Consider the following 15,740-nt stretch of genomic DNA (forward strand, 5'->3'; position numbering starts at 1 on the left):
TCCCGCTGTGCCCGTTGGTGTTCCCGCTGTGCCCGTTGGTGTTCCCGCTGTGCCCGTTGGTGTTCCCGCTGTGCCCGTTGGTGTTCCCGCTGTGCCCGATGGCGGGGTTGTCGCAACCGGTGCCGCAACATTAACGTTAAAAGTCCCTAAACTACCAGCAACAGCAAGATTGCCAAGTGCATCTTTAACCTGACTTCCTTGCAAGTTAACAGTGTAAGTTCCATTATCAGTATTATCCCAACTTCCGCCAGGGGGAACAAAGGAATAAGTCGCTGTCCGAGGCGTACCATTACTATTATTATCGACGCTGACAAAAGTAGCAGGAATAGCGCCACCTGACCAATTTATCAAAACATCAGAACTATCCAAGCTTGAAACATCGAGAACATTATTATCGCTGAAAGTGACAGTCAAAGTTTGACTGGTTCCGCCCGCTGTAGTCACATCCGCAACAGCATTTAAACTGCCAGTGGGCGGTGTTTTGTCAATGTCGTAAACTTGTCCCGTTAAGTTACCATTGCCAGCCGTTGCACCGCCTAATGCCACTCCCAAGCTGTTTTTGATGCTGTCATCATCAACTAAATTTAACCCAATTTTACCGCTGCCCGTACCTGTGTTAACTTGCAGTTGGTAAGTCTTAGCATCAACAGGAGTTAAAGTGCCAATGGATGCACCAGTTACACCATTTGGGACTAAAGTAAAGTCAGAAACGTCAACGCCTGTAACATCTTCAGAGAATTTAATCTCGTAGGTGGCGGTAGCCGCAGCAGTGGGAGATGTCGCAAGGCGGTTGATAGATGTAACTGTGGGAAAGGTGTTGTTATAAGCAACGGTATTATCTGTACTTGTACTGGCAGTGTTGTTATTACCTGCTGTATCAGTAACGCCGTTAGCTTTGATGCTGGCAATTACATTACCTCCCCCTGTCATGCCGTTGACTTCGACGCTGTAAACAGTGCCACTACCTCTGATGGTTGGTATTAATGTTCCCGCTGCTGTACTTGCAGTTAAGTCAATATCAGCCGCATCGAAACCAGTGACAGGTTCGCTGAAAGTGACAGTATAGTTGATAGGTGAAGTTGCAGTCGGATCTGTTTGCTCTGTAGCTCGATCGATAGTAACAGTTGGGGCAATGTTGTCGTAGGTAACTATATTATCGGTACTGGTACTAGCAGTATTGGTATTACCCGCAATGTCAGTGACACCGCCTGCTTTTACTATGCCGATCGCACTTCCCACAGCAGTCATACCGCTAACTGCTACATTATAATTAGCACCGCTACCCGTTACCGTTGCTGTAGTTGCACCAGCCGTGCCACTTAAGTCAATATCAGCCGCATCGAAACCAGTGACTGGTTCGCTGAAAGTGACAGTATAGTTGATAGGTGATGTTGATGTTGGATCTGTTTGCCCTGTAGCTTGATTGATAGTAACAGTTGGGGCAACGCCATCAACTAATACACCCGTTGTCGCAGCGACTCCATTTAAAGTCAGGGTGGCATTATTTTTAGTCGCATCTTGAATCGTCGCGTCGCCTGTGAGTGCTAAGTTAGCGCCTACAGTGATGCCATTGCTGTCAAGGTTGCCTGATGCTGCGGTGTAGCGGAAAGTTTGGGTAGTCGATGAGGCACCGCTGCTTGTGAGAATGGCATTGACAGTACCTCCAGTGTCGAGAGTGATGGGGAGGTTGGCGCTACCAGTACCGGGGGTGATGGTGACGGGTTCGCTAAATGTTGCCGTGAAGTCGAGGTTTCCGCCAATACCGTAAGTATTATTGGCGGGTACGGTGACGCTGGTAATGGTAGGGATGCCGTCGAACTTGTGCCTGCCGCCTGCGGTGGGAGTTCCAGTTTTGTTGCCGGCGGCGAAGGTGAAGTTAGAGAGGGTAGGTTCGTCGATAGTGATGGTGTTGCCTTGGGTGGCACCTGTGGCAATGTCAGAAGTTAGGAATAAGTAGCCTGTGGTGCCGGTGTTGATGGTTTGGGTGAGACCGGTAAAGTTCAGGGGACTGCCGGAGGCGACTGGGATTTGGGTGGCGAGGGTGGTATCTCCCCCATCTAAAATGTTGTCGGTGGAGTAGATGAGTTTGAAACCGCTGATGTCTGGGGTGGTGTAAGTGCCGATGGGAGTCAGGGTAACGCCTGTGAGTTGGGCGTTAAGGGTGGTAACGGCTAAGTCGATTTCGTATAGTTTTTGCTTGGTTGTGCCTGCTAGTAGGGTAGTAGGAGTGATTTCGGGAGTGGTGACAGCGATAGCTGGTGTGGGTGCCGCGGCAATAGTCCCGTAAACGTCGTTATTATCCTGGTCGCTGCCGACACCACCGATGGGAGTGTTAGCACCGGGAGGTCCTGCTTGATCGACTGCGGTGTTGCCGGTGAAGGTGGTTCCTAATGAGGTGACGGTAGGTAGCTTAGTTGGCATTCCTTGGTTGTTGCGGTTGGTGTTTTTGAGAGAACGCATGGCGAAAATTGCCCCGCCTTTGCCTTGACCCTTGACATTACCTGTGCCGCCTGTGGCAGTGTTGCCGATAAATGTGGTGCTGTCAAGCATGAGAGTACCTTGACGGATGAATACTGCACCCCCCATACCCGCGCCGCCGCCGTAGCCGTTGCCGCCGTTGCCGACGGCGACTTCGCCGTTGCCGCCGCCGTAGCCGCCGAAGCCGCCGTAGCCGCCACCGAAGCCGCCGACGACTTCGCCGTCGAAGTCGGCGCCTACGGCGCCACCGCCGCCGCCGCCGCCGCCGCCACCGAAGCCGCCGAAGCCGCCGTAGCCGTTGCCGCCGGGGCCGTAGCCGAAGCCGCCGGGGCCGCCTTGGCCGAAGCCGCCGCCGCCGCCGAAGCCGCCGTTGCCGCCGTAGCCGAAGCCGCCGCCACCGCCGCCCTCGCCGCCGGGGCCGCCGTAGCCGAAGCCGCCGTTGCCACCGAAGCCGCCGCCGCCGCCGAAGCCGTTGCCGCCGTTGCCGCCGAAGCCCTCGCCACCGCGGCCGCCGCGGCCGCCGAAGCCCTCGCCGCCGTTGCCGCCGAAGCCCTCGCCACCGTTGCCGCCGAAGCCCTCGCCACCGTTGCCGCCGGGGCCGCCGCCGAAGCCGTTGCTGCCAGTTTGGTTGGCACCATTATTAGCCGGATTGAGAGGCACGAAATTAGCACCGCCGCCCGTGTTACCAATCCCACCATTTCCGCCAATGGCAGAGTTATTAGAAAAGGTGACAGAATTCAGGCTGACTGTGCCGTCATAAATAAACAAGCCACCCCCCATGCCTGCGCCCCCACCACTACCATCTCCGCCCTGGGCGCGGCCCCCGCGAATGGTCATTTTGGTGAAACTGACGGTTCCAGACTTCACAAAGAAGGGGCGAACGTCACCCGCGTCATTGCTGCCACTGTTATTTGCATCGCCGCTGACAGTGAAACCGCCACCAATAAAAGCAATATTGCTGTCGATTAGCTGATTCGGAGTTTGTGTAAACCTGACATTTGTGGTGAGGGTAATGGTGTCATCCTCTAGTGTGGTATTCGCATCTAAAATTGCTTTGCTCAATGTGCCTGCTACAGTGCCAGTGCCATCATCGGTTGCCTCTGTGACATTAAAAGTCGCCAGTGTATAGTCATAATCTTCCATCGCCTGCCGATTAAACGGCACGGCGGATTCAATCTGGCCCGTTACTATTTCTAAATCCCAGTCGCCGCCTTTAGCTGCAGAACCCGTCAAGTCGTTAGAGGCTGCTACATCTGCACCTGTGAGTTCACTCAATCGCTTGACAAAATTATTGCCAGTTTCTGTGGCGGCTGCATCGCATCCATAAAGTAGGATATCTCCGTTCTCTGTCAGAGCATTTCCCCACTGTTTTAGCTGAGTGTTGAATTTTTCGAGGTCATTCCCATTGAGTACGTCTGCACCGAGTTTTAAACTGCCTTGGTTGCCGTGAGAAACTACATGAACAGCTTCAATGCCACTTTCACTAGCCAGTGCTTGGGTAATTTGTTCAATGCCACTACGCTTGTCATCTAAAATGACTATTTTGGCGTTAGCATCTGCGCCCTCTATCAAGTTTTGATAATTCTGTACAGAAGAGTCAACGAAAATAATTTGCTTGTTGGCGGTTGATGAGTTCATAATTCCTGCTATCCTTTATATCTATCGTTTACATTTAAGTCCGGCAGGGGTTGAAACCCCCGCATCAAAGCTTAATCTCAAATCCGGTGCCATTGGAATTGATATTACCCACAGTCAGGACACGGCACCGTGCCAATTGGTGTCAACTTAAGCTGTGTTCCCGCCAATTCAGCTAGTAAACCCGCCAGTCCGCCAGGGAATGAATTCCCTGTCTCATAGCTCAAGTCCTCTTAAGAGGACTAATGAGTTTTTCAGTCCTCATAGCGAGGACTTTCGCTTTGAGGCAGGGGTTTCAACCCCTGCCGGACTGTGGCTTCGCTACAATCGCACTAGCACGACTATTTGTTGAATCTGTCCAAAAAGATAAGCCATCAAATCGCTCAAACAAGTCGGGGGGTAAAATTGTTTTTCTCGGTTTAAACTCGACTTGAGAACGCACTTGATGTAACCCTTGTGTTTTCAGCTTATTATCAAATTCTGGCTCGTGATATTGAACATTCTCGAAATCATGCTCAAAATGCTCTTCCCCAAGAAATTGATAAATCAGCGACATTGTTTTAGCCGGCTTTATGGTTAATAGGTCGTAATCTACCAGTAGAAGAGATGCACTCTGTTCGCTATAAAATGCTTCTTTAAGAGCGTTATAAGCATAACCAACTAAACGCGAACCTTGACTTAATGCTTCGGTACGGCTATAAACTGTAGCCCGTTCCGCTGGATTATTAAATAACCTCGAAACATCAAAGGCATTGCGGCGAATCAGTAGCTCAATGCTGTCCATAATCCAACCGATGTTTCTGACGCAGCAGATGACTTTTGCTTCAGGAAATAGTTCCAGAATTAATGGCAACTTGCTGCACCAAAGACGATTTGTGTCGAATATCACTTCTTTTTCAGCTTGCGGGTGGTAATAAGCTGAAAAGATGCTCATAATCAGTGCCCGTTTTTGTTCAGAGGAAATAAATACGGAAAACTCATTATCTTCGCTCATGGCTTCCAACATTCTCTCCACTAATCCCCCGACTGGGCTAGTCATAGCAGCGTGAAAGCGGGGATTTTGTCGTAGTAATGCACCCAGTAAAGTAGAGCCTGAGCGGGGTAGTCCTGATATGAAGTGGGCTTTCACTGGCCTCGTGGGGGAATGGGTTTCTATAACATTAGATGCAACTTAAATCTATCATACCACAGATATATCTTTTATACCATATTTTTATTTAACACTTCGCAACACAACATCCAGGTTTACGATATCTTTACAATCTAGACATCGTGGGTTGGCTTTCCCCTATCTCTATCGTTGCTTAGGGCCCCTGCCTCTGTAAAGTCGGAAAAGTCGGATCATAAAGTCGGAAAAGTCGGATCTTTGCCATGAGGACAGAATTACTTGGGAATTTTAATCGCAGATGGTGGCGGATGTACGCTGATAGACCCAGATGAATGTTGATTTGGGTCAAGTACGATGGATAAAACCCGCAAGGCGAGGAAATTACGATCGCCCTACATTTGGGATATATTAAAGATATGCCTCCAGATTCTATGAATAACGAACAAGCCACTTTTAATACAACCCACGAACACGAAATTTTTGGCGATCGCGATTTTCCATCTTGGTTAACCCAACAACAAATCAGCCTCGCTTGCACCACCTATCAAACCAGCAGGTTAATGTTAATCGGTGCTGTGCCAGAAACTAACAGAATCTCGGCTTTTTGGCGAATATTCGATCGCGTAATGGGGCTTTACTGCACGCCGGAACGCCTTTATTTAAGTTCCAAATATCAACTCTGGCAATTAGATAATGTCTTAGAATCCGGGAAATTATACCAAGGATACGATAAATTATATATACCAAGAATCGGTTATACTACAGGCGATATCGACATTCACGATATAGCAGTCGATAAAAATAATCAAATCATTTTTATTAGCACTTTGTTTAATTGTATCGCTACTTTGAGCGATCGCCACAGTTGCAAACCTCTCTGGAAACCCGGTTTTATCTCACAATATATAAATGAAGACCGCTGTCACCTCAACGGTTTGGCAATGGTAGCTGGGGAGGCGAAATATGTCACAGCGTCGAGTCAGTCGGATGTGGTGGATGGCTGGCGCGATCGCAGAAAAAATGGCGGTATAGTTATTGATATTGAATCTAATGATATTATCGTCACAGGATTGTCAATGCCACACTCACCGCGCTGGTATCGAGATAAGTTGTGGTTGTTGAATTCGGGGAGAGGAGAATTCGGTTATGTGGATTTAGATACAGGGAAATTTGAGGCAATTACGTTTTGTCCGGGATATGTCCGAGGACTAGCTTTTTGGCAAAATTGGGCAATTGTTGGACTCTCGAAACCTCGGGGAGGTGACAACACTTTTAGCGGTTTAGAATTGGATGACTTGTTAGCAGCCAAGGATGCTGAGGCTCGCTGTGGTATGATGGTGATTGATTTGACTACTGGGGCGATCGTTCACTGGTTGCGGTTTGAAGGAATTGTCACGGAACTCTATGATGTGCAAGTGATTCCGACAGTGCAAAAGCCGATGGCGTTGGGTTTTCAAACGGATGAAATTGCTCAGTTAATTACTTTGGAACTTTAACCGCAGATGGTGGCGGATGTACGCGGATGGGCGCAGATACAGCAGATTCCACGTTTATGAAGCACACCCCGGAAGTGCGATCGCCCTAGGGAAACGGCATTACCCAAAGCGTGTCAACTTAAGCTTTTAGTCCACCACTCCTCCCCCCCACCCGCTATTCCGCCAGAGGTTGAAACCCCTGTCTAATAGCTAAAGTCCTCTAAAAGAGGACTCAACAACTCATCAGTCCTCTTTTAGAGGACTTGCGCTTTGAGGCAGGGGTTTCAACCCCTGCCGGACTGTCGGTTTGATGTTAAAATGTTTACAGGATATACCCACGCGGTGTGAGAGAAAGTATTTAAGCGGGATTTGGTATTACTCAAAAATTGCCCCATCTAACCTTGTTTTTCTTAAGTCTGTTCTCGCTAAATTTGCACCTCTTAAGTCAGCACCTGTTAAGCAAACATTGCTTAAATCTGCATAACTCAAATCAGCACCTTTGAGATTAGCATCTGATAAATTTGCTCCTGATAAATTCGCCCTCACAAGTTGCGATTTACTCAAATTGCTGCCACTCAAATTTGCTGCTGGCATCTGTACCGCCATTAAGTTGGCTTTGCTTAAATTAGTGCCGCTGAGGTTAGCCAAATTTAATTTAGCATAACTCAAATCAATGTTTTCCAAGCAAAGTTCGCTCAATTGCGCGCATCGCAAGTTAGCATTAATAAAAAACCTGTCTCCAATTCCATAACGGCGCAGCAATTCGTCAACTTCCAGCCGAATTAAAACCGGTTCGCAAGTATTTTGGTAGCACCACGATGTCTCCAGCAAACGGGCGGCTGCTTCAATTGCTACCTTGTCGCATTTAGTGAGCACCAAGCTATTGCACCCATCCCACTCACCGTTGAGCATGAATGCCATCTCAGAAGCTGCTACAATTGAGTCGCATAACAAAACGGTTTCTGGTTTGGGTTGCAGCCAGTTCATTAAGGCGATCGAGCTGTTGTTTTTCACTGTAGATTCAGGATTTGTGCGTCTTTCTTAATTATAGGTAAAAATATTGAAAACATTATGCACAAATTCGCTGCGGCTTCAGAGAATGAATTAATTGTGTTTGGGGCAGCCAGACCAGGATACCGCGATGCAGAAGTTGCTCGCTGGATTGAATTTATGCAGGGGCATAATATCCAGCAAGTTTGCTGCTTGCTCGCTCAGACGCAACTCATCCGCTACAGTGATTTACTGGGAACATATCGGAAAATATTTGGGTGCGATCGAGTTTGCTGGGCGCCGATTGCAGACTTTGAATTGGTCGATCGCGATATTTTAATCGATCGCATATTGCCGTTCTTGGAATCTGCAAATAGCAAAGGTGAACGGGTGGTAGTTCACTGTTCTGGGGGGATCGGACGTACAGGACAGGTTTTGGCTGCTTGGTTGGTCAGCGGGCGGGGATTGTCTAACAAACAGGCGATCGCAGCCGTAAAAAAAACTGGCAGAAATCCCTATGAAGCAGCAATCGCAGCTTGTTTGAAAGGTCGAAACCCCTGGCTAGTCGTTGAAAAACTTAATGCTCTCTTAGATGATAGTCGCCTTGCTGGAAGAAATGACATATAGCACGATAGCAACTATATATATAGCAATCCTAAATCATTTGTGAATTTCTTACTCCCTCCCCTTAGTAAGGGGAGGGTTGGGGTGGGGTAAAAAGTTTACGACACCTGCAAGGATTGCTATATGGGCCAATTGCGTAAGCTCTAAAAGATTTAAAAGACTCCGCTTTCAACGCTCGAACTCAGGCATCGAATAAATGGCTGTTTTGGCTGTCACCGTTAGCCTATCCGCTGGCGTTTTTGCGAATATTACAGAACAAATAACCCACTTACAGCAGCGCCAGATCCTTGAAGCAACGGCGCGTTAACTCGATTCTGGCAGGTGCGTCATTATTGTTGCGGATATCAATGTTTGTTGCAAAAAAGTAAACATTTTTATCCTTTTCTAAATAACCTACATACCAGCCAATTTGAGGCTTTGTTTGTTCTCCAAAATTGGCCCATCCTGTTTTAGCTCTAATTGTGTAATCGGGAGTTTGTTCAACAATTATGATATCTTTAACCAGAGACAGCGATCGCTCAGAAAAGGGTAAGTCATTTTTGTATAGACGGCGGAGAAATTGAATTTGCTCGTTGGGTGTGATTCGCAGTTCTCCCTCTAACCAGAATTTGTCAATATCGTCTTTGTTACCAATTTTTTGGTTGCCATAACCGACTTTAGCTACCCATTTTTGCATTTGCTCGTGTCCGACTCGGCGGGCGAGAACTTGGTAAAACCAAACGGCGGAAAGTTTCATGGCTTGTCTCATATTCAAGTCTCGATTCCATGCGGGAATTTGCCTTTGAATTCCATCCCAAGTTAGAACGGCAATCTCATCTGAAATTACCCCTGTTTCTAGGGAAATCAGAGAGTTGAGAATCTTAAATGTAGATGCAGGTAAAAAAGCTGTGGCGTTACGCTGCGGGTTGTGTTGATAAAGCCGATCGCTATTCAAATCGTAAATTGCGATCGAGCCTTCAACTCCTAATTCTTGAAAGTGCCGTCCAAAATTCATTGTCTGAGCAACATCTCCTCCGCGAGGCGGAGATTCTTGCACTGGAGGTGGCACGGTTAAGGCTGATTGCGGTGGCTGAACTAAAACAGAAGTAATGCAGCCTAATAGAATTAAAATAACAGCGATCGCACGAGATATTCTGTTCATAAACTTCGATAATTTAGCCAAATCACAGGCAGTAAGCTGTGGAGCATTTAAACCAGTAACGAGGCGAGTAGGGTGCGTCAGCTAGAACCCTTACGCTGAAAAGGAAAACCTTAGATGCTGACGCACCTTACGCAAGTCCTTTAAATGCCGAACAGCTTAATGTCACAGGCGCGATCGACTTGTAAGGTGGGCCTGACTTACGCTGTGTAAGAAACGATTAGGGTTAGCCCTTGACGCACCCTACTATAGCAATCCTAAATGATTCCGATAAATTTGTAGGGGTAGTGCTACCCCTACTCCCCGTGCCTACCCCCTATCTATCGGGCAACCACGGGGAGTAGGGGTCGGATTGCCCCTACAATAATTATGATAATGATTTAGGATTGCTATATATATAGCTGTCAATTGCGTAATTTCTCACCTACAAAACTGCCATAATAGTTAACGCGACCAAACAGCTTAACTGAATTACTAAGCTGAATAACCGAAACTTTGGATCGAGGCCCGCGATGTGAATCACTGAATGTACAAGCCGAAATAGGATGTACACAACAATCAGCAAATCTACTGCTGTTCCTGAAACACCCCTAACGGTTAGAAGGAAAACAACTCCCAAATACAAAGGCAGGTTTTCTATCAAGTTGGATTGTACTCGAAATAGTCGCCAAAGCAAGCTGTCGTCGTTTGGTGTGCTGAAATCTTTGACTGATCCGCCCGCAGATAGATGCCGAATCCTGACTGTTAGCAGCAGGATAACAACTGCGATCGTCCACAGGATGAAAATAGTTAAACCCCAGAGAGGGAAAGTCATATTTGTCGGTTCAATTTGCATCATATTTCTACCTTGCTCCACTGCAGCTAATATTATGTGCGGTCAATTACAGTAATAAAAAACGGATATGTGCCCGCGAAAGTCCGCACTCCGGCTGCGGACTTTCGTGAGCACGCGCGATCGCATCTGATTGCGGTTAATCGATCGGACACGATCTAACACTTTAGAAAAGTTTCCCGTCAGTACAATGGTTCTGGCGTTCTCATCTTTAGCTAAAATGAGTAAATCTAAAATCTAAAATCTAAAATCTAAAATCGGCTTGACGATCGCACCATTGTATCGAGCAGATGTTCGATCGCACCCGGTAGATTCTGGCAAAAACCAGTATGTACCCGCGATGTCTGAACGATCGTGCTGCGGGGTGCTACGAGCCAGTGAAAGCGCTCTCTGTGGGGAAGTTGACCGATCGCGCCAGATTCCTTGCCGCCTGCACAAATGAGGGGAATGACTGCTAGGTGATTGCGAATCATTTCCAGATCCAACGTTGAGTCGATCGCCATCAAGCGCTGTTCATCAATTTCGATACGGGCTTCGAGGAATTTTTTCGTACCGCAGGAAACGATCGCCCCCACGTTGATAAACTCCTCGCGCTCAACTTTGGGAACGACGCGGATAATGGCATAATCATAAAGAAATCGATCGGGCACTAATCGGTTCCTCCAAAAAAATATGTGGTGATTCTAGCCGATTTAGCAGGTACTCGATATAAGCATTCCGATGTTCGTTGCTATCGCTGAAAGGAGAATCTCCCACCAGCCAAGCATCAGGAATTAGTTTAACAATGTTGCGAATGATGTCCGGGGTTAGCGTTTGAGTCATCTTTGAATTTGCCGCTTCCAGCGTACTAGCAAAACGCAGCAGAACGTGGTCTTTGATTGGCGGAAAACGATCGCGGCTGCGCGAGAGATAATCTTTCCAGGTGTGGTGGAAGTAGAGGGCTGCACCGTGATCGATCAGCCAAAGCCGGCGGTGCCATACCAGCATATTTGCATTGCGCGGCGTGCGATCGATGTTGGTCACAAAAGCATCGAACCAGACAATTTCTGAGGCCAAATCCGCCTCGGACTTCCCCGCTATCGGGTCAAATGTGATGGAACCGGGGAGATAGTCGAGGGCGAGGTTGAGGCCAGCACTTGCTCGGATCAAATCCTGAATTTCCGGATCAGGCTCAGTGCGAGCCAGTTCGGGATCGAGTTCAACAAAGACGAGTTCGGGGATTGGGAGCCCGGAGGCGCGAGCAATCTCTCCCGCCACTAGCTCGGCGATCAGAGATTTGGCTCCCTGGCCCGCACCGCGAAATTTGAGCACATACATACCATCATCATCTGCTTCGACGATCGCCGGTAGCGACCCGCCCTCGCGCAAAGGAGTGACATATCTGGTAGCAGTGACTGTTCGCAAGCTGATACTCATGCTATTTTCGATTTTCGATGCAAAATCACTGATTTTATGGGCGTTGCATAATTGCGGGATGATTTTGATTGTTTTGTGGGATGGGCGTCCCGCCCGTCCGCTTTATTTTCAAAGCAGGCGGGACGCGTACCCCACAAGAATCATCCTCAAATTGTGCAATGCCATTTTAGGAGGGTTTTGATCACGAGTTTACAGTTGGATTCTTTCTTTTAACTGGGACTGATGTTAACTAATCTGTTTACTCAACTGATGACTAAAAGGACACAACTAATGTTGTGTCCCTACGGAATTTTGCCAAATCTTGCTTTGAGACAGTCATTAGTCATCAGTTATTAATCAACCAATAACTCATGACTAACCACTAATCAGTTGTACTAACGTGGTCGATTCTCTCTAATTGCCAGAGAATTTGGTTTCCCTCGCGCCGCACCCGCGAAACTACCCAATTTCGCCAAACCCAGTTGTCTCCACGACTGGTGACAGCGCTGGCATTTACATCCATCAAATCAGCCAGTTCAGAACTGGTAATCAAGTAGCCTTTCGTCGCAACCTCGTCGGCGATGTGCAAGGTTTCGATCAGATTGCGGAGGTCCTGAACCCTCACCTCGCGGGGCAAGTTCTCCAGGGTATCGGCAGTTGAATCCATCATGGTAGAGTTGGAGATCGGAAGGTCAGAAGTTATGACATAGGATTCTATCGTTTTGTTACCAGTTGCGTCCGTTTCTTCCGAAACAATTGTGTTGTCAAAGCGTAGGGGCGGTGCCCCCGTGCCCGCCCCGGCCTCGTCTCCCGTTGGTTTCTGCTGTTTGTTACCAGTTGCGTCCGTTTCTTCCGAAACAATTGTGTTGTCAAAGCGTAGGGGCGATGCCCCCGTGCCCGCCCCGGCCTCGTCTCCCGTTGGTTTCTGCTGTTGCAGTTGGGGAGTGAGATTGTGCGAGAAGCTGCGGGCGATTTCATCGCATCTGTCGTTGTAGAAGTCGCCGGAGTGGCCGCGGACGTGTTCCCACTTGATTTGTCGGGAATTCAGCTTGTCTAGCAGATGCCAGAGGTCTTGGTTGACAACATCTTTGCCCGTTGAGGTTTTCCAGCCTTTATTTTTCCAGCCTTGAATCCATTTGGTGATGCCATTTTTAACGTATTCGCTGTCGGTGTAAACGGTGACGGGTTCGGTTTGACCGGAATTGGCAAAAAATTCCAGCGCAGCGACGGCAGCTTGCATTTCCATGCGGTTGTTAGTGGTTTGGGGGTCTGCACCTCCAAGTTCGTGACAGTTGCCGTCGGCGAAACAAACTACTGCACCCCAGCCGCCAGGGCCTGGGTTGCCGGAACAAGCGCCGTCTGTGTAGAGGCTTTTGATTTTGGGAGTTGTCATGAGCGAATTAATGTGTAATTTAGAGGTAAGTTGTTTGCAAGTGCGATAATTAAGGCAATTGAGATAGTTTTACTTGTTGCTATGAAAAATGCCAACTTAAAGATTAAAAAGGTTGCGCTATTTATTTGTCCCTTTTCTTTGTTAATTTTTAATACTTTCGCGCAAGCACAGCCCATAGTGCCTGCTGCTGACGGTACGGGTACTGTTGTCACCCCGATCGGCAACCGTTATGATATCAACGGCGGCAGTTTGTCGGGAGACGGCGCGAATCTTTTTCACAGTTTTGGGCAGTTCGGCTTGAATCAAGGTCAAATTGCTAATTTTCTGACTAATTCGGCTATTCAAAATATATTAGCTCGAATTGCTGGCGGGGACGCTTCGCTAATTAACGGTTTAATTACTGTCACGGGCGGCAATTCTAATCTTTTTCTCATTAATCCTGCGGGAATTGTGTTTGGCCCGAACGCGAGTTTGAATGTGCCGGCGGCTTTCACTGCAACTACTGCTACTGGTGTCGGTTTTGGTTCAAATTGGTTTAATGCTGCAGGTACAAATAATTTTAGCGCGTTGGTGGGTACGCCAAATGCTTTTTATTTTAGTCCGGGTGTACCGGGAAGTATTGTTAATGCTGGCAATTTAGCGGTGACTCCTGGGCAAAATTTGGCTTTGCTTGGCGGTACGGTTGTTAGTACCGGGCAGTTGTCGGCTGCGGGCGGGCAAATTACTGTTGCTGCTGTTGGGGGAGATAATGTTCTCCGCATTAGTCAACCGGGGCATTTGTTGAGTTTGGAAATAGCAACGGGCGGAAATTTGGGTAATTCTCAACAGACTTTGAATCCTGTTTCTTTGCCGCAGTTGCTGACAGGTACTGGGCAAAATCAGGCGGCGGGTGTTGCGGTTGCTGATGACGGTTCTGTGCGGCTTGTGGGTTCTGGTTTGCAGGTGAATTCTGGGGATGTGGCGATTTCTGCTAATGTGTCTGGGCTTCCGCAGTTGAGTGCGGGAGGTGCGAATTTATGGGCTGCGGAAAATCTGACGTTAGCGGGCGCTAGGCTGCAAACTACGGGGGATTTGAGTTTGCTGGGTGGGGATGCGGTGCGGGTCAGGGACAGCGCCCAGAATCCTTTTTTGGCGCAGGCTGGGGGGAATTTATACATTCAGGCCGATCGCACTATTGATATTCTCACTCAAAATGCGATCGGCGGCTTATCTCTTCCCCCGCAATTCCAAAGTGGCGGCAATTTGAGTTTGGTTAGCAACGGTGTTATTTCGGGGGATGCCCACTTTGTTTCGGGTGGCAATTTTTCGATTCGCAATTTGTCGGGAATGCCGGGAAACTTTGTCAGTTTATTTGACCCGATTATCAGTTCGGAAGGAGATGTTTTCTTTGGAGATTATACCGGAGTTTCGCTGAAAGTCGAGGCGAGGGGGAGCATTGTTGCCGAGGAAATTACAATTACCGGCCCCGATATTGCGTTGGGTAGGGAAAATGTGAGTGGCGATCCAGATATTGCTATTTTAACCAGCAGTCCGGCTTTAATTCTGCGGGCGGGAGTGCAAAATTTGGCCAATTCTCCTAATGTTCCTAATTCTCCTAGGGATACTCCGGGTGATAATGAACAACCTAATCCTTTAGGTGACGATGCAATATTTACTCCTGCGTCTATTTTATCGAATAATTTGATTTCTGTTGAAAATATTTCGGCCGGCGGGCCGGTGATTTTGTCAGCGCCGGGAACTATCGCAACTAGAGATATTAATGGCGGTCAAATAAATCTCGAAAGCAGGGAAGGGGCAGTGGTAGTTGGGGGCAGATTAACGTCTAGTTCGACAATTAATATTCAAGCTAATGACAATATTATATTGACAAGTGACATTTCTCGTGCTGAGATCAACGGCAGTATTAGTCTGAATACTGTTCGAGGCAATATAGTAACAGGGTCGATCGATACTGGGACTTCCGGGGCGATCGAACTCAGAGCTTTTGGCAATGTGAATTTTGGGACTTTGCAGGGATCTAATGTTGATATTACCAGTAACTCCGGGGCATTGGGAGTTTTGAGCGATCCGAATATTATAGTCCCCAATACTACACCAGTCAATATTACAGCAACTGAGAATATCAATTTGACAGCTTCTAGGGACTTAACGGTAGGCAATCTCACCGCTGCCACTGTCAATGCTAGCAGCAGTACGGGGAGTGTCGCTACGGGGGCGATCGCTACTTCTGGAGATGTCAGAATTGTAGCAGGACAGCAAATCAATACAGGGGTAATAACTGTTAATCCTGCCACCACAAATCCAGTTAATCCCATTATCCCTACAGTCAATCTGGATGCCCAAACTAATATTAATGTTGTCTCGATCGACGCTGGCACTGGCACTATTGCTTTGAGAGCATCCAGCGACTTACAGGCAGGGAGTTTGCAAGGGGGAGTAGTTGCAGTCAATAGCGATGGGGGAACAATTGCGATCGGCAATACTACATCACTTGGGAATATTAATGTCATAGCTTCTGGCAATGTAAGTTCAGGGAATTTGCTGGGAACAAGAGTTAATGTAAATAGCAATTCGGGAAGTATTGAGATTGGAAGTGCAACAGCAACAGAAAATACCGTCAATTTGACAGGTTCTGGCAATGTAAATTCAGGAGATTTGCGGGGAGTTGGAGT

At 47.9% G+C, this 15,740-nt stretch carries 11 protein-coding genes; 3 read left to right on the forward strand and 8 right to left on the reverse strand.

Going from position 1 to position 15,740, the window contains the following annotated elements; genetic code table 11:
* Together QT990_RS27895 and QT990_RS27900 are read right to left on the reverse strand one after the other, a co-directional pair.
* A partial coding sequence (locus QT990_RS27895; protein WP_333466022.1) for a DUF4347 domain-containing protein occupies positions 1-4,116 on the reverse strand: 4,116 nt, incomplete at its 3' end.
* Positions 4,117-4,408: 292 nt separating this feature from the next.
* Complete coding sequence (locus QT990_RS27900; RefSeq protein ID WP_333144234.1) at positions 4,409-5,242, reverse strand: sulfotransferase; 834 nt, start codon at positions 5,240-5,242, stop codon at positions 4,409-4,411.
* A gap of 410 nt (positions 5,243-5,652) precedes the next feature.
* On the opposite strand from QT990_RS27900, the gene QT990_RS27905 reads away from it, so the two are divergent.
* Positions 5,653-6,717, forward strand: coding sequence for a TIGR03032 family protein (locus QT990_RS27905; RefSeq protein ID WP_333308985.1), 1,065 nt, complete (start codon positions 5,653-5,655; stop codon positions 6,715-6,717).
* 354 nt (positions 6,718-7,071) lie between these two features.
* Here QT990_RS27905 and QT990_RS27910 read toward each other — a convergent pair whose 3' ends face one another.
* Positions 7,072-7,710, reverse strand: coding sequence for a pentapeptide repeat-containing protein (locus QT990_RS27910; protein WP_333308987.1), 639 nt, complete (start codon positions 7,708-7,710; stop codon positions 7,072-7,074).
* Between the two features lie 57 nt (positions 7,711-7,767).
* Between QT990_RS27910 and QT990_RS27915 the strand changes: the two genes are divergently transcribed.
* The gene (locus QT990_RS27915; protein WP_333308989.1) at positions 7,768-8,313 is read left to right on the forward strand and encodes a dual specificity protein phosphatase family protein; all 546 of its coding nucleotides are present in this window, start codon (positions 7,768-7,770) and stop codon (positions 8,311-8,313) included.
* Positions 8,314-8,578: 265 nt separating this feature from the next.
* Here the strand turns inward: QT990_RS27915 and blaOXA are convergent, their stop codons facing one another.
* From blaOXA to rnhA, 5 genes are all read right to left on the reverse strand, one after another.
* On the reverse strand, positions 8,579-9,451 hold the full coding sequence (blaOXA, locus tag QT990_RS27920) for a class D beta-lactamase (protein ID WP_333466023.1): 873 nt from the start codon (positions 9,449-9,451) through the stop codon (positions 8,579-8,581).
* A gap of 421 nt (positions 9,452-9,872) precedes the next feature.
* Positions 9,873-10,286, reverse strand: coding sequence for an MAPEG family protein (locus QT990_RS27925; protein WP_333466024.1), 414 nt, complete (start codon positions 10,284-10,286; stop codon positions 9,873-9,875).
* A gap of 245 nt (positions 10,287-10,531) precedes the next feature.
* Positions 10,532-10,930, reverse strand: a complete 399-nt coding sequence (locus QT990_RS27930) for a DUF3037 domain-containing protein (RefSeq protein ID WP_333308994.1) — start codon at positions 10,928-10,930, stop codon at positions 10,532-10,534.
* Complete coding sequence (locus QT990_RS27935) at positions 10,908-11,696, reverse strand: HipA family kinase (RefSeq protein WP_333308996.1); 789 nt, start codon at positions 11,694-11,696, stop codon at positions 10,908-10,910. Before QT990_RS27935 ends, QT990_RS27930 begins: the two co-directional genes overlap by 23 nt.
* 361 nt (positions 11,697-12,057) lie before the next feature.
* On the reverse strand, positions 12,058-13,068 hold the full coding sequence (gene rnhA, locus QT990_RS27940; RefSeq protein ID WP_333466025.1) for a ribonuclease HI: 1,011 nt from the start codon (positions 13,066-13,068) through the stop codon (positions 12,058-12,060).
* A gap of 81 nt (positions 13,069-13,149) precedes the next feature.
* Here rnhA and QT990_RS27945 point away from each other — a divergent pair.
* The coding region (locus QT990_RS27945) for a two-partner secretion domain-containing protein (protein WP_333466026.1) at positions 13,150-15,740 on the forward strand (2,591 nt) is incomplete at its 3' end.

It is taken from the genome of Microcoleus sp. T3_B1 (assembly GCF_036700445.1).
Lineage (GTDB): Bacteria > Cyanobacteriota > Cyanobacteriia > Cyanobacteriales > Microcoleaceae > Microcoleus.

What these genes read in the sequence shown, in the direction of transcription:
- QT990_RS27935 (WP_333308996.1), bottom strand. Translation starts at nt 11,696, where the DNA reads ATGAGTATCAGCTTGCGAACAGTCACTGCTACCAGATATGTCACTCCT.
- blaOXA (WP_333466023.1), bottom strand. Translation starts at nt 9,451, where the DNA reads ATGAACAGAATATCTCGTGCGATCGCTGTTATTTTAATTCTATTAGGC.
- rnhA (WP_333466025.1), bottom strand. Translation starts at nt 13,068, where the DNA reads ATGACAACTCCCAAAATCAAAAGCCTCTACACAGACGGCGCTTGTTCC.
- QT990_RS27915 (WP_333308989.1), top strand. Translation starts at nt 7,768, where the DNA reads ATGCACAAATTCGCTGCGGCTTCAGAGAATGAATTAATTGTGTTTGGG.
- QT990_RS27905 (WP_333308985.1), top strand. Translation starts at nt 5,653, where the DNA reads ATGAATAACGAACAAGCCACTTTTAATACAACCCACGAACACGAAATT.
- QT990_RS27925 (WP_333466024.1), bottom strand. Translation starts at nt 10,286, where the DNA reads ATGATGCAAATTGAACCGACAAATATGACTTTCCCTCTCTGGGGTTTA.